Here is a 17,582-nt window from a genome sequence, read left to right as displayed (position 1 = left end):
GCGCGCCGGGATTTATTCCCAGTTGCCGATATCGGCGTCGTTGCCGTTGCCGCCGGCCTGGCCGTCGGCGCCGAAGCTGAACACGTCGATCTCGCCGCGCACGCCCGGGTTCAGGTACTGGTACGGATGGCCCCAGGGATCCTTGGGCAGCTTCTCCAGGTAGCCGCCCCCCTTCCAGTTGTTCGGCACCGGCTCGGTGGCGGGCTTGGTCACCAGCGCGGCCAGGCCTTGCTCGGTGGTCGGGTAGCGGCTGTTATCGAGCCGGTACAGCTTGAGCGCCTGCATGATCGACGAGATGTCCTGGCGTGCCGCGACGATGCGCGCTTCGTCCGGACGGCTCATGATCTTGGGCACTACCAGCGCCGCCAGCACGCCAAGGATCACGATCACCACCATGATTTCGATCAGGGTGAAGCCGCGCGCGCGGCGGGCGCGTGCGGGCCGGGAACGGGCGGGGCTGGCGGTAGTGAAAATGCGCATCGTCTGTGAACCTCGTTGCTGGAATGGCTGAGCCCACGGCCGGGCTGGCGGCGGGCCGGTTTCGCCAGTCAGTATAACCGGCGCCACATGACTGTTTTATGGGGGTGGCGTCGGCGCCGCTGCAATGTGTGAGGCAAAGCACAGCTGGTGCGCCAGGCCGGATTTAACTTGCATCCTGGATGCATATTTTTTAAGATGTCGCCACGATGCAACTGACCCGCTTTTCCGACTATGCACTGCGCCTGCTGATGTACGTCGCCCGTGGCGACGGCAGCCGGCCCATCACCATTGCGGAAGTGGGGCAGCAGTTCGATATCTCGCACAACCACCTGGTCAAGGTGGCGGCGCGGTTGTCGAAGCTGGGCTGGATCACCGCCACGCGCGGCCGCCACGGCGGGCTGCAGCTTGGGCCTGGTGCCGAACAGCTGACTATCGGCACGATCCTGCGCGAGCTGGAAGGCCACAAGGCCATCATCGACTGCGACAACCCGCCCTGTGCGCTGAACGGCAACTGCCGCCTGAAGCGCGCGCTGGACGTGGCCGAGCAGGCGTTCTACCGCGCGCTGGACGAGGTCACGCTGGCCGACGTCACCGGCAGCAAGACCGCCGAGTCGATCATCCAGCTGCATCGCGATTTCCTGAACCGGCGTTCGGCCTGAGTGGACGTAGTCCGCGCAGGCGCCGACGAGCGCCGGTTTTATTGTGCGATAAAACATGCATATAACATGCATGAATGAAACGGAGTGTTATTTGATGCTGTCCGCCGCTTCCCGCCCCTATATCGATGCGAGCGTCCCGGTGCTGCGCGAGCATGGCCTGGCCATCACCACCCACTTTTACCGCGAGATGTTCGCCGACCGGCCTGAACTCACGCAGATGTTCAACATGGGCAACCAGGCCAACGGCAGCCAGCAGCAATCGCTGGCGTCGGCCGTGTTCGCCTACGCCGCCAATATCGACAATGGCGCCGCGCTGGCGCCGGTGGTCGACCGCATCGTGCACAAGCATGCGGCAGTAGGCCTGACCGCCTCGCATTACCCGATCGTCGGCCGCCACCTGCTGGGCGCGATCAAGGCGGTGCTGGGCGATGCGGCCACGCCGCCGCTGATCGCCGCCTGGGACGAAGCCTACTGGCTGCTGGCCGGCGAGCTGATCGCCGCCGAGGCACGGCTGTACCAGCGCACCGGTGTCGCCGCCGGCGAGCTGAAGGCGGTGCGCGTGCTGCGCCGCGAAGCGCAGGGCGAGCAGGTGGTGTCGCTGACGCTGGCCGCTGCCGACGGCGGCCCGCTGCGCGACTTCCGTCCCGGCCAGTACATCAGCGTCGAGGCGCGCCTCGACAACGGCACGCGCCAGCTGCGCCAGTATTCGCTGTCGGGCGAGACCAGCCTGCCGACCTGGCGCATTTCGGTCAAGCGCGAAGACGGCGACCAGTCGACGCCGGCCGGCGCGGTCTCCAACTGGCTGCATGCCAACGCGCAGGAAGGCACCGAGCTGAAGGTGAGCGCGCCGTTCGGCGATTTCACCCCGGCGCTCGACGGCCATCGCCCGCTGGTGCTGCTGTCGGGCGGCATCGGCATCACGCCGATGCTGTCGGTGCTGCGCACGCTGGCCGCACAGGGTTCGCAGCGTCCGATCCTGTTCGCCCACGCCGCCCGCAACGGCCGCCACCATGCGCACCGCGCGGACCTGCAGTGGGCGCGCGAGCGGTTGCCGCAACTGGTGACGCATATCAGCTACGAAGCGCCCGAGGCCGCCGACGCCATCGGCCGCGACTACGACCATGCCGGCACCATGCCGATGGCCGAGTTGCTGGCGCGGCCGGAGCTGCAGCGCTTCATCGATGGCCGCTTCTACCTGTGCGGGCCGCTGGGCTTCATGCAGGCGCAGCGCCATGCGCTGGTCAGCGCCGGCGTGCCGGTGGCGCACATCGAGCGCGAAGTCTTCGGCCCGGACCTGCTCGACCACCTGCTCTGAGCCCGGCCAGCCGGAGGAGTGGCGACAGTGTCATGTGGCTCTGGTACGCTTGGCGCGATCGTTCATTTGCGTCAGGGGTACCGTTCCCGTGCAACTCTCCCTCCGGCCTGTCCTTCGCTTTAATGCCGCTGCGCCGTGGCTGCCGCGCCTGGCAGGCGTGGTGCTGTTTGTCGCGCTGTGCGCGCTGGCCACGTACTGGGCGCTGACCTTCAGCGCGATGCGCACCTTGCCGGTGCCGCAGAGCGCACGGGTTGCCCAGACCGAGGCGGTCGAGACCGGCGCCGTGGCGACGCTGTTCGGCGGCTCGGCCCAGGGCGGTCCGCGCGACGTGCAACTGCTCGGCGTGGTGGCCGAGGTCGATGGCGGCGCCGGCGCGGCGATCGTGTCGCTGGACGGCGGGCCGCCCAAGGCGGTGCGGTCCGGTGCTGAACTGTCGCAGCAGATCCGGCTGGTGGAGATCCGCCAGCGCTCGGTGGTGATCGAACGCAGCGGCGTGCGCCAGGAAATCGCATTGCCGGTGCAGCCGGGCGCCGCGCGCGCACCTGCCGCTGGTGCGCCGGCTCCCGCGCTGCCGACGCCGCCCGCTGGCGCCGCCGCGCCGATGGCGACGCCGATGCCGCCGCCGGCCCCACCGGCCCCGGTGACCAGCCAGCCGGCCCAACCGATCCAGCCGGCTCCGGGCCAGCCCCCGCAGGCGCAAATCCAGCCCCAGGTCCAGGCCCAACCCCAGGCCCAACCCCAGGCGCAGCCTGCCGCACCGCACCAGCCCATGATGGCGCCGCCACCCAGCCAGGACGGGATGCTGGTCCCCAAGAATTGAGCTGGCAAGGCCGCAAATATTCGCGTCCCGTTGCGTTCCCTTACGGGGCGCCAGCCTTTCTGTGAGGCGGGTAACATCGTATTAAAAGCGCCAACCCCCCTGCATCGTCTGCGTTCTAATCCGTACATGCCAACGTGATGACAAGGAGCAAGACATGCAACGCAATCACAAGCAGCAGATCCTGAAGCAATTCCTGGCCGCCTCGGCCGCCTTGCTGGTTGCCGGCGGCGCCTTCGCCCAGGCCAGCGCGCCCGCTGCACCGGCCGGCAAGGCCGGCCCCGGCCACCACCATATGGGCCATGGCGGCGGCTGGATGAAGGCGGTCGATACCGACAACGATGGTGCCATCTCGAAGGCGGAGGCCGACGCCTACTTCAACAAGCTCGACACCAACCGCGACGGCAAGATCGACAAGGCCGAGATGGACGCGCACCGCAAGGCCGTCATGGCCGAGCGCCACGCCCGTATGCAGGCCGCCTTCGATGAGAAATTCAAGGCCGCCGACAAGAACGGCGACGGCGCCCTGACCAAGGCCGAGGCCAATGCCGGCATGCCGCGGCTGGCCAAGCGCTTCGACCAGCTCGACGCCAACCGCGACGCCAAGCTGACCCGTGACGAAATCCGCGCCGGCATGGAGAAGATGGACCGCGACCACCATCGCCGTGGCCCGCAGGGCCAGGGTGCTCCGGGCGGCCAGCCTGCGCCCGCGAACCCGTCTGCACCGGGGGCCCCGTCCAGTAGCGGCGGCTGATGCCGCCGCAGGACGGCCATGGCCGTCCTGCCTGAAACCGCTGTTCAGCGCGCGTGCCTGCCGGCCGCGCGCTTTTGCTTTGGCGCGGTCCGTCATTGCGTCGGAGCGCGCGTTGACCAGGAAGTATCTGACCCCGGCGGCAAACGCCCGTAGAATGCCGCTTCCCTGTGCGGCCGGCCTTGGCACCATCCTTGCCTTCTCCCGGTCGCCGCGGGCGCGGCCGCAACCCCCGCAGCCGTGCCACCAGACAGGTTGCCCAGCCCGACCGGCTGCAGCACGAGTGACCTAAAAGGCTGTCGATTCGTCGGGAATCCGGCCTTCAGCGGGCGCAATTACACAAAAAATTGCGTATTTGTGCACGGCTTGCTAAATTTGCGCAAAAAAATTGCCAATAAACATATTGCGGAGCAACAATATCGTGAGCAAGGTGGAGTTGGACAAGATCGACCGGAAGATCCTGGAAGTGCTGCAGACCAACGGCCGGTTGACCAACCTGGAGGTGGCCGAGCGCGTCAACCTGTCGCCCAGCCCCTGCCTGCGCCGCATCCGGCGGCTGGAGGAGATCGGCGTGATCCGGCAGTACGCGGCGCTGCTGGAGCCGAACAAGATCGGGCTCGGCCTGCTGGCCTATATCAATGTCCGGCTGGAGAAGCATGGCGGCGCGCCCAAGGGCAAGGCGCCGCTGGACCTGTTCCGCGCCTCCATCGCGGTCTGGCCAGAGGTGGCGGCATGCCATGCCATGACCGGCGAGATGGACCTGCTGCTCAAGGTCTACGTCGAGGACATGGAGCATTTCGCGCGCTTCATGCAGGAGCAGCTGCTGGCCCATCCGTCGGTGATCGACGTGCGCTCCAGCTTTGCGCTGGAAAGCATCAAGGACACCACGGCGCTGCCGGTCGGCGGCGCGGCCTGAGCGGTCCGGGGGCGCATGCAAAAACGGCGCATCTTGCGATGCGCCGTGGCGGCCGTGGGCGGCGAAGCGGGCGAGCAGCCCGCTCAGGCGGTGTGTTTTTGCGGCACCATGGAGCGCCAGAAGCGCAGGCCGAAGCGGCGTGCGTCGCGCAGGTTGCGGCGCACCGCGTAGTCGAGGTCGGCCATCTGTTCGTCCAGCGCCTCGGTCAGGCGGCTGACGGTGTCCGCCGGCGGCAGTTCCAGGTAGGCGTCGGCCTCGCCATAGGCGTACTGGACCTTCATGCCGGCTTTCTTGGCGATGTGCATCATCGCGGCGTTGCGCGACAGGCAGTGCATGTACAGCGTGCGCACGCTGGTGTTGCGGCCATGCATGGCCGCACGCTCGAACAGCGCGCTGCCGATACCGCGGCCGCGGGCGCTGCGCGACACCGACACACCGAACTCGGCCACGCGGCCCTGGGCATTGTCGCGCAGGTTGGCAAAGTGGCCCACGCCGATCAGCTCGAGCTTGTCGTCGTAGACGCCGAACACGGTGTCGTGGTCGAAGTCGATGCTGTCCACGTAGGCTTCGATCACGTGGTCGCCCACCGACTGGCCGAAACGGAGCAGGCGATCGTCCTCGCCCAGGGCGAGGAAATGCTTCAGCAAGCGCGAGCGATGATGGGCGGCCAGCTCGCGCACCAGAACGGTGGCACGGTGGGCGGCCTGCGTCGCTGCAGCTGCCTTGCGCAGATCTTCGTCGGTCAGTGCGCCGACAGCCTTGCTCAGTTCGAGCGGGTTCACGTTAAATCCTTCCTGGTGCAGTAACAGATAAAAAATAGGCACTGCGGTGGTGTTTCGCCAGGCACTTTTTCCCTGGCTCGGTGCGAGATTCGGGGAAACACCATCTTGATGCAGCGTGAAAAGTATTGTAGTGGAATTGCCAGTCTGGCGTAAGCTTCCTGCGCCGCAGCAGCCGGCCGCACCGCCACATCGCTTTGAAAAATGCAATAAAATCAATAGCCTAAGAAAATGTGATGAATTGTTGCGCGACATCAACTGTGGATATGCTGCAACGCCGCAACCGGCCCATGCCCGCCACGATCCCGCCCGCCCTCGCCAAGCCGCCCCGTCTTCGATGACCGAGTCTCCCATTGCAGTGATCTACGCGCATCCCACGCCCAGCCGATCGCGCGTCAACCGGCCGCTGGCCGACGCCCTGGCCTCATTGCCGCAGGTACAGGTACGCGATCTTTACCGTTCCTATGTCGATTACGACATCGATGTCGTCGCCGAGCAGCGCGTGCTGGCGGTCGCGGACACCGTCGTGTTGCAGTTTCCGGTGCGCTGGTACAGCGTCCCCGCGTTGCTAAAACTATGGCTGGATGAGGTGCTAGAGCACGGGTGGGCCTACGGCCCAGGCGGCACGGCACTGCGCGGCAAGTCGATGCTGGCGGTGGTCAGTACCGGCGGCAGCGCCGATGCCTACGGCCCCGACGGCAACCATGGCCATCCGATCAGTGAATTCCTGTTGCCGCTGGAGCAGACCGCGCTCCTGTGCGGCATGAACTGGCTGCCGCCGGTGGTGCTGCATGACGCCGACAACGCCGATGCGCAGGCGCTGGCCGACCATATTGCGCACGTCTGCGGGCGCCTGGGTGCCGACGCCATGCCCGCGGAGGTGCGCGCATGAACCAGCATGACTTCCTGATTGCGCTGCTGGTGTTCCTGGTTGCGGCGGTGGTGGCGGTGCCGCTGGCGCGGCGCAGCGGCCTGGGCGCCGTGCTGGGCTACCTGCTGGCGGGCGCGGCGATCGGCCCGTTTGCGCTGCGCCTGGTTACCGACGTCGAGTCGATCCTGCATTTCTCCGAGTTCGGCGTGGTGCTGATGATGTTCGTCATCGGCCTGGAACTGGAGCCGCGCAAGCTATGGGCGTTGCGGCGGAGCATCTTCGGCTACGGTGGCGCCCAGCTTGCCGCCTGCGCGCTGGTGATCGGCGGTGCGGCGGCGCTGGCGGGTGCGTCGTGGCAGGTGGCGCTGGTCGCGGGCCTGGGCCTGGCGCTGTCGTCCACCGCGATCGCGCTGGCGACGCTGACCGAGCGCAACCTGTTTGGCACGCCGGCCGGCGCCGCCAGCTTCGGCATCCTGCTGTTCCAGGATATTGCGGCCATCCCGATGATCGCGCTGTTGCCGCTGCTCGCCGTCGAGAGCGCCGAAGGCGCCGGTGCGGGCGCCGCCGGCTGGATGGCCGGCGTGAAGGCGGTGGCGGTGATCGGCGCTGTGGTGGTCGGCGGCCGCTACCTGGTGCGGCCGGCGCTGCGCTTTATCGCGCGCACCGACATGCGCGAGATGTTCACCGCGTTTGCGCTGCTGCTGGTGGTCGGCATCGCGCTGATGATGGACGCGGTCGGGCTGTCGATGGCGCTGGGCACCTTCCTCGCCGGCGTGCTGCTGGCCGATTCGGAATACCGCCATGCGCTGGAGGCCGACCTGGAGCCGTTCAAGGGGCTGCTGCTGGGCCTGTTCTTCATGGCGGTCGGGATGTCGATCGACTTTGCCGTGCTGGCACGCTCGCCGGGGCTGGTGCTCGGCCTGGTGGTTGCCTTCGTTGTGGCCAAGACCGGCGTGCTGGTGCTGCTGGCGCGCAGGTTCGCTATTGCGCGCGGCCAGCGGCTGCTGTTTGCGCTGCTGATCTCGCAGGGCGGCGAGTTCGCCTTCGTGGTGTTCGGTGTCGCCGGCGGCGCGGGCCTGCTGCCGCGCGAGACCGAGGCGTTGCTGGTGCTGGTGGTGGCGCTGTCGATGGTGGCCACGCCGTTGCTGCTGCTCGCCTATGACCAGCTGGTGGCGCCGCGGCTGGGCCGCGCCAGGGCGCGGCCGGACGAGGCCATCACGCCGCAGGACAACCCGGTGCTGATCGCCGGCTTCGGCCGGTTCGGGCAGATCATCGGGCGGCTGCTGTACAGCCAGGGCATCGGCGTCACGGTGCTCGATCACGATCCGGACCAGATCGAGTTCCTGCGCCAGTACGGCTTCAAGATCTTCTATGGCGATGCCACGCGGCTGGACCTGCTGGAAGCCGCCGGTATCGCCCGCGCGCGCATTTTGGTGGTGGCAATCGACGGCATGGACGACAGCCTGCAACTGATCGACCGTGTGCGCGAGCGCTATCCGGAGTTGCGGATCTATGCGCGGGCGCGGCATGTGTCGCATATCTACCAGCTCAAGGACCGCGGCGTGCAATTGTTCGAGCGCGAGATGTTCGAGGGTTCGCTGAGGATGGGACGGAGTGTCCTGGAAGGGCTGGGCTTCGACCCGGCCGAGGCGCGCAACGTGGCGCTGCGCTTCCGGCGGCACAATATCCAGGCGATCGACCGCTTCTACCCGCACTACACCGACCAGAAGAAGCTGGTCTCGCTGGCGCGCCAGGCCCGCGACGAGCTGGAGGAAATGTTCAGGCAAGACCGCGAGCAGCGCCGGCAGCGCGAAGAGGCAGAGTGGACCTGACGATGGCGGGGGCAGGCCGGGGCGGGTCCGCCTTCGTCAGCGGATCGCGGCGGCGCGGCCCGGCAGCCCGCCTTCGAGGAGGTCGAGCACCGTCTCGGCAAAGTCGGCGTACGAAAGCCGTCCGCCCGGCTTGAGCCAGGTGAAGGTCCAGTTGATCATGCCGAACACGGTCATGGTCAGCGCGGTCTGGTTATCGCGCGTGACACGCTCCGGGTAGGCCCGGCGCAGCAGGCGCGAGAAGGCCGCCACCACGTCGCGCTCGCGGCCGAGGATCACGTCGCGCTGGCCTTCGGCGAGGAACTTGACGTCGTTGATCAGCGCGATATGGCGGGTCTGCGAGGTTTCGTACTCGGCCAGGAAGGCGCGGATCAGGTTGGCAAACGCGTCCTTGTCGGTGCGCGCGTGGCGCTCGGCGTCGGCTTCGACCTCGGTGACCAGCAGCATCAGCCGCCGCGTGTAGCGGTCCAGCAGGTCGAACAGGATCGCTTCCTTGCTCTCGTAATAGTGGTAGAGGCGCGCCTTGGACGTGCCGCAGGCGGCGGCCAGGTCGGCCATCGAGGTGCTGGGGTAGCTGCTGTTGGCGAAGGCAGCCGCGGCCAGGTCCAGGATCTGTTCGCGCTGCGCCTCGAAATCGGGTGCCTTGGTACGGGCCATGTGTATCGGGGTTACTCGCCACTGCCGCCGGCGCGGCGGCGCAGCTCGCAGGTCTCGAGCGAATCGGAGTTGCCGCGCAGCACCATCAGGCCCGAGGCGATCAGCTCGCGGCAGCGCCAGAACACGAACCAGTCGCTGGCCAGCAGGCCTTCGATCGCGCCCATCACGCTGCCCACCACCTGCACCGCGGGGGTCCATTCCGCCGGCGCGCGATCCATGATGATGTCGTCGATGGTGTGGTAGGCGGCCGGAACCAGCGTATTGCCCTTCCACAGGCGGACGTCGGCGTTCTCCTTGACGTTCTGCTGCCACTCGTAGCCGAGCCGTCCCAGCCGAAGCACCGAAACCGGCGCGATGGTGGAGAAGCGCCGCGCCAGCCGCGCCGGTGAATACATGCCGATGGCGGCCAGGTTGCCTTGCGCGGGCATCTCCAGCTCGCGCAGGTCCATCGCGACTTCATTGATCCGTTGCGGCGCCTGATACAGGTGGAACACAACCCGGCGCAGCATCAGCTGGTCGGCCGCGCTCTGGCCGTGCCAGATGGCTATTTCCAGTTCGTCCTGGCGCAGCCGCTGTAGCTGGTCCAGCGCCTGGCGCATCTCGGCGGCGAAATCGATGTCGGTGTGCGGGGCGACCCGCTGCCAGAAGCCGGAACGGATCAGCCCGGTGCTGTCGATGTCGGCCAGAGGCCCCACTGCCAGGTCGTCGCGCAGCACCACGACAGGGTCCGGCCGCGCGGCCTGCGCCAGCGCCTGGCGCAGGGTCGTGCCTGCTACATCACCGTTGACGACGTGGATATATTGCATGGCCGTGATTGTATATGGGTGGGACGGTTCGCTGGCACCGCGCGGCGCTGGCGCGACAGTCGGCGGGCGCCGCTGTGCAAGGCTGTGCGCCACCGCTGCCTATCGCCGCCGCAGCCCACGCAATGCCCCTGCAAGCATCGCGCCAGGCCGCTGCCGGCCTGCCGCCATTGTAATCACGGCCCGGCCTGGCCAATCGCTGCGAGTGTCGGCACGCGTACGCGCCGCTGGCCGTCCCCGCGCGGCGTACCCGGATCAGCGCTCGTCGTAGCTGACCACTACCCGCGGCGTCAGCGCGCGCGCCTGGCAGGTGAGCACGAAGCCCTTTTCCATCTCCCACGGCTCGAGCGTGTAGTTCTTCTCCATCTCGACCTGGCCTTCCAGCACCTTGGCGCGGCAGGTGCAACAGACGCCGCCCTTGCAGGCGTACGGCAGGTCGAGCCCGGCGGCCAGCGCGGTATCGAGCACGTTGGCGTCTTCCATCGGCAGGCGCATGCTGTGCTGCTTGCCGTCGAGCACGACCACCAGCTCGGCGGTGCCCGCATGGTCGGCATGCGCGTGCGACGGCTTGGGCCTGGCCTGCGCGAGCGGCACGCCGAAGCGCTCGGCGTGGATACGGTGCGGATCCACGCCAGCGTCGCGCAGCGCCGCCTCGGCTTCGTCGATCATCGACGCAGGCCCGCAGATGAAGGCCGCATCGATGTCGTCCACCGGGATCAGGGTCCGCAGGAAGGCGGTGACGCGGTCGTGGTCAACCCGGCCGTGCAGCAGGTCGACCTCCTGCGGCTGGCGCGACAGCACGTGGTACAGCGTGAAGCGCGACAGGTACTGGTTTTTCAGGTCTTCCAGTGCCTCGGAAAAGATGATGCTGTCGACATTGCGGTTGCCGTAGACCAGCGTGAAGCGGCTGCGCGGCTCGGCCTGCAGCGTGGTGCGGATCAGCGACAGCACCGGCGTGATGCCGCTGCCCGCGGCAAAGGCGACATAGTGGCGCGCCGCCGCAGGATCCAGCGGCACGTTGAAGCGGCCATCTGGCGTCATCACGTCGATCACCTGGCCGGGTGCGATGGTGTCGTGGAGATGGGACGAAAACAGCCCGTCCTCGACCAGCTTCACCGCCACGCGCAGCTCGCCTTGTGCGTCATAGTCCTGCACCGCCGAGCAGATCGAATACGAGCGCCGCAAGTCCTTGCCGTCGACCGGCGCCTTCAGCGTCAGGAACTGGCCCTGGGTGAAGCGGTAGGCGTCGCGCAGCGTTTCCGGCACCTCGAACGCGATCGAGATGGTGTCGGCAGTCTCGGGGCGCACCTGCGCCACGCGCAGCGGGTGGAACTGTGGGGTCATGGCAGCCTGGCTTCGGCCCGGCGGGGCTCAGTAGGGTTTGAAATAATCGAACGGCTCGCGGCAGTCCAGGCAGCGGTACAGTGCCTTGCACGCCGTCGAGGCGAAGCGCGAGATTTCCTGCGTGTGCACGCTGCCGCAGCGCGGGCAGGCGACGCGGTCCGGGGCGCCGGCGCGCGCGGCACGCGGGACGAAGTGCAATGGTCGCGCCGTGGCTGGCGCGCCGCACTGGCCGGGCGGCGCGATGCCGAATTCGCGCAATCGCTCACGCGCGGCGGGGGTGATCCAGTCGGTGGTCCACGCCGGCGCCAGCACGGTGCGCAGGCGCCACGGTGCCAGGCCGGCGGCGTCGAGCGCATGGCCGATGTCCTCGGCGATCTGCGACATCGCCGGGCAGCCGGAGTAGGTGGGCGTGATGGTCACCTCCAGCGTGCCGTCGGCATCGGCGCTGATCCCGCGCAGGATGCCGAGGTCGCGGATCGACACCACCGGGATCTCCGGGTCGGGGACCGCTTCCAGCGCCGCCCATGCCTGCGCGACGCGCGCATCGGCGGCAGTGTTCGCCGGGCGGGGCAGGGTGGTGACGTTCATGCCAGTCATTCCTTTGCGGCGAAGCGGGCAATTACCATTGCGCGCCCGGATGGGCCCGCGCCAGCCCTTGCATCTCGCCCAGCAGGTAGCTCATGTGTTCAGAATGCACGCCGAGTTTGCCGGTGGAGACAAAGCTGCTCGCCGGCGGCAGCGCCAGCGTGGCGGCTTGCAGGGTCTCGGCGACGGTCGCGTCCCACGCAGTTCGCAGCGAGGCGGTGACGACGCCAATGCCCTGCGCAGCGGCTTCGGTTTCCACCGGGTCATCGGCAAAGCACTCATTCATATAGGGCAGCAGGTGGTCCAGGGCCCGCTGCATGCGGGCATGCGACGCTTCGGTGCCGTCGCCCAGGCGCACCACCCAGCCGGCGGCATGGTGCAGGTGGTAGCTCGCCTCCTTGACCGACTTGGCGGCGATGGCGGCGAGCTGCGCATCGCTGCTGGACTTCAGCGCTTGCCACAGCTCGACCATCAGCGCGCTGTACAGGAAGTTGCGCATGATGGTGACCGCGTAGTCGCGTTCCGCGGCGGCGGTGCCGGCCAGCGGGCCGCGGTGGGGCAGTTCCGCCAGCGTCCAGTTGCGGAAGTCGCGCTCGGCGCGCCAGTAGGCATAGTCGTCTTCATGCCGTGGCAGGCCGGTCAGCTCGCCTTCCAGTTCGCCGGCGCGCCCGTACAGCAGGCGTGCCTGGCCGATCAGGTCGAGGCTGATGTTGGCCAGCGCAATGTCTTCTTCCAGCACGGGGCCGTGGCCGCACCATTCGGCATTGCGCTGGCCGAGCACCAGCGCGTTGTCGGCCAGGCGCAGCACATAGCGCAGCGCGGCGGTGCGGGCCGGCGGCAAGTGATCCAGGGAAGCGGGTTGCGGGGACGCGGTCATCGTGCGTGGCCCTTACATATGGTTGACTTCGTCGGGCAGCTGGTAGAACGTCGGGTGCCGGTAGATCTTGTCGGCCATGGGGTCGAACAGTTCCGGCTTTTCCTCCGGCACGCTCGCCGTGATGGCGGCGGACGGCACTACCCAGATCGACACGCCTTCCTGGCGCCGCGTGTAGACATCGCGCGCCATGTGCAGCGCCTGCTGCGCGTCGGCGGCGTGCAGGCTGCCGCAGTGTTTGTGCTCCAGGCCTTGCTTGCTGCGCACGAACACCTCCCACAGCGGCCATTCCTTGCGGTTCATCGTTGTCTCCTCAGTCCTTGCGTGCTGGCTGCGGTTTGGGTTCAAGCAGGGATCAGGCAGCCGCGCGGCGCTCGCCCGCTTCGCGCTCGGCCTGCTTGGCCGCGTGGGCCAGTGCGGCTTCGCGGACCCAGGCGCCGTCCTCGTGCGCCTTGACGCGTGTGGCCAGGCGCTCCCGGTTGCAGGGGCCGTCGCCGTTGATCACGCGCCAGAACTCGTCCCAATCCAGCGGGCTGCAGTCATAGTGGGCGCGCTCGGCGTTCCATTGCAGTCCCGGGTCGGGCAGGGTCACGCCCAGTACCCGCGCCTGTTCCACCGTGGCATCGACGAACTTCTGGCGCAGGTCGTCATTCGAGATGCGCTTGATGCCCCAGGCCATGGTCTGCGCGCTGTTGGTCGAGGCCGCATCGGGCGGGCCGAACATCATCAGCACCGGGAACCACCAGCGGTTGACCGCGTCCTGCACCATCTCGCGCTGGGCGTCGGTGCCGCGCATCATCGCCAGCAGCGCGTCGAATCCCTGGCGTTGGTGAAACGACTCTTCCTTGCAGATGCGGATCATGGCGCGCGCATACGGGCCATACGAGCAGCGGCACAGCGGGATCTGGTTCATGATCGCCGCGCCGTCCACCAGCCAGCCGATCACGCCCACGTCGGCCCAGGTCAGCGTCGGGTAGTTGAAGATGGACGAGTACTTGGCCTTGCCGCTGTGCAGCGCGTCGACCAGCTCGTCGCGCGAAGCATCCAGCGTTTCGGCCGCGGAGTAGAGGTACAGGCCGTGGCCGCCTTCGTCCTGCACCTTGGCCAGCAGGATCGCCTTGCGCTTGAGTGACGGTGCGCGGCTGATCCAGTTGCCCTCGGGCAGCATGCCGACAATCTCGGAATGCGCGTGCTGGGAAATCTGCCGCACCAGTGTCTTGCGGTAGGCCGCCGGCATCCAGTCCTGCGGCTCGATCTTGCCGTCGGCGGACACGCGCGCGTCAAAAGCGGCCTGGCGGACCTCATCGTCCTGAGGGTCCTGAGGGGCAGCGATCTGGGCGGAGTCAGCTTGGCCGGGAACGTCCAGGCTTTGGGTGTACATAGCGCCTCCTCTGGCGGGGGGCCGCGGCTGGGTGGGTGACCGTTGGTGCGGCGGCTGGCCCTATTATATATAAGCCGACCGGTCGGTCAATTTAAGCCGCGCCGGGTTTGTGTTGGTCGTCGCCGGGGCAGCGACATCACGTGACGGCCGGGGCACGTGTAGTATCAGAGACGGAACGGCCTCGTGCTGTCCAACCCTTATTCCCTTTGTCTACGGAGGTAACGCAAATGGCAAGCGCGGCATACAGCAAGATCGTGGTGGCGGTGGATGGCAGCAGCACGTCCGGACTGGCACTGGCCGAAGCCATCCGCGTAGCGGCGCCGGGCGGTGCCACGGTGCTGGCGCTCTATGTCGTCGACACGGGTACGCCGATGTTCGACGTGGGCTACTACGATCCGAGCCAGCTGCAGAAGGCATTCGAGGAAAGCGGCCAACGCGCGCTGCAGGACGCCGCGCAGCAACTGTCAGCGGCCGGCGTGCCGCATGAAACCCGGCTGGTCACCGAGGCGCCGGTGCCCGGCGATATCGGTGCATCGATCAACGAAGCCGCGCGTCAGTGGGGTGCGGACCTGCTGGTAATCGGCACGCACGGGCGGCGGGGTGTGCGCCGGCTGGTGCTGGGCAGCGTGGCGGAAGCGGTGATCCGGCAGTCGACTACGCCGGTGCTGCTGGTGCGCGGCGAAGCCAAGGCCGACTAAGCATGCGAAAGACGCCGGACTGGCGCGGCGTCTCGGTTTGGACGCGGTCGTCAATCGCGACAGGGGTCATCCGGCGAAGCGGAAATGGCCGCTGCGCAGCACGATCTCGCGCGCCTGGGTCAGCTCGAACAGGCTTTCGGCGAGGCTTTCGATGCGCTGGCGATTACTGGTGAAGGCGGCAACCAGGTCTTCCTCGCGCGGCGAGCGCGCACCGAAGTGGGCCTCAAGGGCTTCCGCGGTGACGGAATACTGAGTCGGACTGCCATTGACCGTAGCGGGGCAGGACAGCGTGAGGCTGGCTGCGCAGTAGGTCGGGACGCTGCGAGGGAACGTGATCTCAGGCATGGCGTGCCTCGTGCTGGCGACGGACGTATTCAATCATTCTAGGTCACCACGGCCTGCCGTAAAGGTCCGGAAAGGACTTCGGCGCACCGATTGCCGATGCCATATGGCGCCTGGCTGGCGTCACCAATGCGTTGCCACTCTGCAACATGGATGTTGCAATGCAGCAAAGAAGGGCGAGTAACCGCGCTTCCATGCGATCCCCTGCTCGGGCGCAACAAAAGACTTCTGTGCTGCGCCATGGCCAAGGTGTAGCCCTTGCCAGGGCTTGGTGTGCAACGGGTGTTGCAATGGCCGGCATCAGGGCAAAAAAAACCCACGCAGGTTGTGCGTGGGTTGGAATCCACCGAGGTGGTGGAGGAGACAGACTTCACTATACATGGTTTGTTGCGTCGCACCAAGTGCAGTTGTGTCAATGTCTTGCGATGCGCACAATGCTGTTGTGTGGGTACAACAAAAAATCGAAATGCTGCCCTAGCGGAATAGATAAGCGGCGCCAACAGCACAAAAAATACCGGCAGCATCTGCAACCAGGGCGCAGCCCAGCGCGTGCCGCGTATTTCGCACATTGATGCTGCCGAAGTAGACCGCCAACACATAGAAAGTAGTTTCCGTCGACCCCTGAATGATGGCCGCAAGGCGACCCTGGAACGAGTCGACCCCATAAGTCGTCATCACATCGACCATCAACCCGCGCGCACCGGCGCCTGACAGGATCTTCATCAGGCCCACCGGCAGGGCCGGGACAAAATCGGTATTGATGCCGAGATGCGCAAAGCCCAGCGTCAGCCAGCCCATCAGCACGTCCATGCACCCGGTCGTCCGGAACAAGCCGATCGCAACCAGGATGGCGACAAGATAAGGAATGATCTGCACGGCCACGCCGAAGCCTTCCTTGGCGCCATCGATAAAGGCTTCGTAGACGTTGACCCGCCGCAGGGCACCGCAGGCCAGGAACAGCGTGATAAGCGACAGGATGAAGCCCGCGCCCGCCAATGCCGTCACGCTGCCGACCTGCTCGGGCGGCGCATGCTTCAGCCAGGCGAACATGCCGCCGAGCGCCGCGGCAGCCATGCCGAATGCGGCCAGCACCGCGGGCCGCAGCAGATTGAGCCGCTGTACCCAGGCGACAGCCAGCAGGCCGGCAAGGCACGAGCCACCGGTAGCCAGCAGCGTCGGCAGGAAAATATCTGCCGCATTGAAGCCCACCAGCCCCTGCTTGACGGCGATTGCCTGTCGGATCGCGATGACCGAGGTCGGGATCAAAGTCAGCCCGGCCGTATTCAGCACGATGAACATGATCTGCGCATCGGTGGCCACGTCCGGGCGACGGTTCAGCGTCTGCAGCTCGCGCATCGCATTCAGCCCGAGAGGCGTCGCGGCGTTATCCAGGCCCAGCAGGTTGGCCGACACGTTCATCATCATGGCGCCTTGCGCCGGATGGCCCTGCGGCACGCCGGGAAAGAAATGTCGCAACAACGGGTTCACCAGCCGGGCAAAGGCGTCGACGACTCCGGCGCGTTCGCCGATGCGCATGATGCCCAGCCACAGGCTCATCACGCCCGCCAGCCCTAGTGCAATTTCGAAGGCTGTGCGGGCGCTGTCGAACAGGCTCGACAGCATGGCGGGGAAGACGGCCAGGTCGCCGCTGGCGAGGCGGAAGCATGCGGCGACAAAGGAAACCAGAAAAAAACCGAGCCAGACAACGTTCAGGGCCATCGGATTGCGCAAGCAAAAAGGTCAAGGCGGAACTCTCCCGCCGGGCAGGGGCGGCTCAACCGATCTTGGCGCCGCGCTCGGCCAGCAGTTCGCGCAGCACCGACCTGTGGCAGTGCGCTTCGTCTTCGCAATAGCAGCCAAGTGAGAAATTGGTCTGGTGCGACAGCGCAGCCAGCAGGTCGAGCGTGCGGCTGCGCTCCGGCTCGGCCATTTCCTTGCGGAAATGCCGGACGAATGCTCGCCATGCCTTGTCGTCAGCCGCGCCCTGCGCCTGCGCAACAAGGTCTGGGGTAGGGGACAGGTCGGGGTACCAGACGTCGTAGTAGTCACGGCTGGCGAACTCGGACTTGGGCACGCCGCGTGGCGGCCGCCGCACAGTACCGATACGCAGTCCTTCGTCAGCTGCGCGTGGCGTTCCCAGTCTTACGATTCGGATGGTCATGGAGGATTCCGCGTTCCGGACTGCCCGCGCGACTGCGCCAGGCTGAAGCCCAGATCATGAATCAACGGGTCGTGCATGACAAACATCTGCACCTTTCTGTGACATCCCTACCCTATAAGTAGAAGAGGGCGCTGGCGCCGCCAGAAAAGAGCGGTTTGCGTTATTTTTAGGCTGGATCCGAATTATTTCCGGAAACCCCTTGCCAAGCACCTCCGGGTCCCTTAATATTCGCCCCCTCGCAACACAACGCGGCGCTGTAAAGCAGACGCAGCAAGGGTTGCGGGGTCGACCGCAAGGTTGGCGCAGCGAAGTTGGCAGCG

20 protein-coding genes are annotated in these 17,582 nt (G+C 66.9%); 8 read left to right on the top strand and 12 right to left on the bottom strand.

Annotated features, from left to right (window positions below; genetic code table 11):
• Positions 1 to 12 precede the first annotated feature (12 nt).
• Positions 13 to 480 carry a type II secretion system major pseudopilin GspG gene (gene gspG, locus IPF36_RS01405; RefSeq protein ID WP_135706088.1) on the bottom strand — a complete coding sequence of 156 codons (468 nt, stop codon included), beginning with the start codon at positions 478 to 480 and terminating at the stop codon, positions 13 to 15.
• Positions 481 to 686: 206 nt separating this feature from the next.
• On the opposite strand from gspG, the gene IPF36_RS01400 reads away from it, so the two are divergent.
• The 5 genes from IPF36_RS01400 to IPF36_RS01380 all read left to right on the top strand — a co-directional run bounded on the left by IPF36_RS01400 (position 687) and on the right by IPF36_RS01380 (position 4,938).
• On the top strand, positions 687 to 1,139 hold the full coding sequence (locus IPF36_RS01400; protein WP_133097737.1) for an Rrf2 family transcriptional regulator: 453 nt from the start codon (positions 687 to 689) through the stop codon (positions 1,137 to 1,139).
• A 94-nt stretch (positions 1,140 to 1,233) separates the two neighbouring features.
• The gene (locus IPF36_RS01395) at positions 1,234 to 2,454 is read left to right on the top strand and encodes a globin domain-containing protein (RefSeq protein WP_195427209.1); all 1,221 of its coding nucleotides are present in this window, start codon (positions 1,234 to 1,236) and stop codon (positions 2,452 to 2,454) included.
• A gap of 88 nt (positions 2,455 to 2,542) precedes the next feature.
• Positions 2,543 to 3,274, top strand: a complete 732-nt coding sequence (locus IPF36_RS01390) for a type II secretion system protein N (protein WP_135706086.1) — start codon at positions 2,543 to 2,545, stop codon at positions 3,272 to 3,274.
• A gap of 154 nt (positions 3,275 to 3,428) precedes the next feature.
• A complete protein-coding gene (locus IPF36_RS01385; RefSeq protein WP_195427143.1) occupies positions 3,429 to 4,025 on the top strand; it encodes an EF-hand domain-containing protein in 597 nt (198 codons plus the stop codon).
• Between the two features lie 418 nt (positions 4,026 to 4,443).
• Positions 4,444 to 4,938 carry an Lrp/AsnC family transcriptional regulator gene (locus IPF36_RS01380; protein WP_010813460.1) on the top strand — a complete coding sequence of 165 codons (495 nt, stop codon included), beginning with the start codon at positions 4,444 to 4,446 and terminating at the stop codon, positions 4,936 to 4,938.
• Positions 4,939 to 5,021: 83 nt separating this feature from the next.
• On the opposite strand, the gene IPF36_RS01375 is transcribed toward IPF36_RS01380, so the two are convergent.
• Positions 5,022 to 5,720, bottom strand: a complete 699-nt coding sequence (locus tag IPF36_RS01375; protein WP_133097733.1) for a GNAT family N-acetyltransferase — start codon at positions 5,718 to 5,720, stop codon at positions 5,022 to 5,024.
• Positions 5,721 to 6,054: 334 nt separating this feature from the next.
• Here IPF36_RS01375 and IPF36_RS01370 point away from each other — a divergent pair, with 334 nt between their 5' ends.
• The gene (locus tag IPF36_RS01370; protein WP_135706084.1) at positions 6,055 to 6,609 is read left to right on the top strand and encodes an NAD(P)H-dependent oxidoreductase; all 555 of its coding nucleotides are present in this window, start codon (positions 6,055 to 6,057) and stop codon (positions 6,607 to 6,609) included.
• Positions 6,606 to 8,420 (top strand): glutathione-regulated potassium-efflux system protein KefC, encoded by a 1,815-nt coding sequence (kefC, locus tag IPF36_RS01365; RefSeq protein ID WP_135706083.1) that lies wholly within the window; start codon positions 6,606 to 6,608, stop codon positions 8,418 to 8,420. Before IPF36_RS01370 ends, kefC begins: the two co-directional genes overlap by 4 nt.
• Before the next feature lie 36 nt (positions 8,421 to 8,456).
• Here kefC and IPF36_RS01360 read toward each other — a convergent pair whose 3' ends face one another.
• The 7 genes from IPF36_RS01360 to paaA all read right to left on the bottom strand — a co-directional run bounded on the left by IPF36_RS01360 (position 8,457) and on the right by paaA (position 14,061).
• Positions 8,457 to 9,074: a TetR/AcrR family transcriptional regulator gene (locus tag IPF36_RS01360; RefSeq protein ID WP_133097731.1), complete on the bottom strand. Its 618-nt coding sequence runs from the start codon at positions 9,072 to 9,074 to the stop codon at positions 8,457 to 8,459.
• Between the two features lie 11 nt (positions 9,075 to 9,085).
• A complete protein-coding gene (locus tag IPF36_RS01355) occupies positions 9,086 to 9,880 on the bottom strand; it encodes a DUF1835 domain-containing protein (RefSeq protein ID WP_133097730.1) in 795 nt (264 codons plus the stop codon).
• Between the two features lie 252 nt (positions 9,881 to 10,132).
• Positions 10,133 to 11,221: a 1,2-phenylacetyl-CoA epoxidase subunit PaaE gene (gene paaE / locus IPF36_RS01350; RefSeq protein ID WP_133097729.1), complete on the bottom strand. Its 1,089-nt coding sequence runs from the start codon at positions 11,219 to 11,221 to the stop codon at positions 10,133 to 10,135.
• A 27-nt stretch (positions 11,222 to 11,248) separates the two neighbouring features.
• Positions 11,249 to 11,809, bottom strand: a complete 561-nt coding sequence (paaD, locus tag IPF36_RS01345; protein WP_133097728.1) for a 1,2-phenylacetyl-CoA epoxidase subunit PaaD — start codon at positions 11,807 to 11,809, stop codon at positions 11,249 to 11,251.
• Between the two features lie 31 nt (positions 11,810 to 11,840).
• Entirely contained in the window at positions 11,841 to 12,683 is an 843-nt protein-coding gene (gene paaC / locus IPF36_RS01340; RefSeq protein ID WP_133097727.1) for a 1,2-phenylacetyl-CoA epoxidase subunit PaaC, read from the bottom strand.
• A 12-nt stretch (positions 12,684 to 12,695) separates the two neighbouring features.
• A complete protein-coding gene (gene paaB, locus IPF36_RS01335) occupies positions 12,696 to 12,983 on the bottom strand; it encodes a 1,2-phenylacetyl-CoA epoxidase subunit PaaB (protein WP_022536879.1) in 288 nt (95 codons plus the stop codon).
• A 52-nt stretch (positions 12,984 to 13,035) separates the two neighbouring features.
• Positions 13,036 to 14,061: a 1,2-phenylacetyl-CoA epoxidase subunit PaaA gene (gene paaA / locus IPF36_RS01330; protein ID WP_135706082.1), complete on the bottom strand. Its 1,026-nt coding sequence runs from the start codon at positions 14,059 to 14,061 to the stop codon at positions 13,036 to 13,038.
• Positions 14,062 to 14,288: 227 nt separating this feature from the next.
• Between paaA and IPF36_RS01325 the strand changes: the two genes are divergently transcribed.
• Positions 14,289 to 14,759 (top strand): universal stress protein, encoded by a 471-nt coding sequence (locus tag IPF36_RS01325; protein ID WP_133097725.1) that lies wholly within the window; start codon positions 14,289 to 14,291, stop codon positions 14,757 to 14,759.
• A 66-nt stretch (positions 14,760 to 14,825) separates the two neighbouring features.
• Here the strand turns inward: IPF36_RS01325 and IPF36_RS01320 are convergent, their stop codons facing one another.
• The 3 genes from IPF36_RS01320 to IPF36_RS01310 form a co-directional block, all read right to left on the bottom strand.
• A complete protein-coding gene (locus tag IPF36_RS01320) occupies positions 14,826 to 15,104 on the bottom strand; it encodes a DUF1488 domain-containing protein (protein ID WP_029046679.1) in 279 nt (92 codons plus the stop codon).
• A gap of 471 nt (positions 15,105 to 15,575) precedes the next feature.
• Complete coding sequence (locus IPF36_RS01315) at positions 15,576 to 16,820, bottom strand: nucleoside recognition domain-containing protein (protein WP_195427140.1); 1,245 nt, start codon at positions 16,818 to 16,820, stop codon at positions 15,576 to 15,578.
• A 55-nt stretch (positions 16,821 to 16,875) separates the two neighbouring features.
• A complete protein-coding gene (locus IPF36_RS01310) occupies positions 16,876 to 17,262 on the bottom strand; it encodes a DUF488 domain-containing protein (protein WP_195427137.1) in 387 nt (128 codons plus the stop codon).
• Positions 17,263 to 17,582 lie beyond the last annotated feature (320 nt).

The sequence above is a fragment of the Cupriavidus sp. IK-TO18 genome (genome assembly GCF_015549295.1).
GTDB classification, from domain to species: domain Bacteria; phylum Pseudomonadota; class Gammaproteobacteria; order Burkholderiales; family Burkholderiaceae; genus Cupriavidus; species Cupriavidus oxalaticus_A.
Note: the sequence above shows the minus strand (reverse complement) of the source record. Positions and strands in the feature narration are given on the sequence as shown.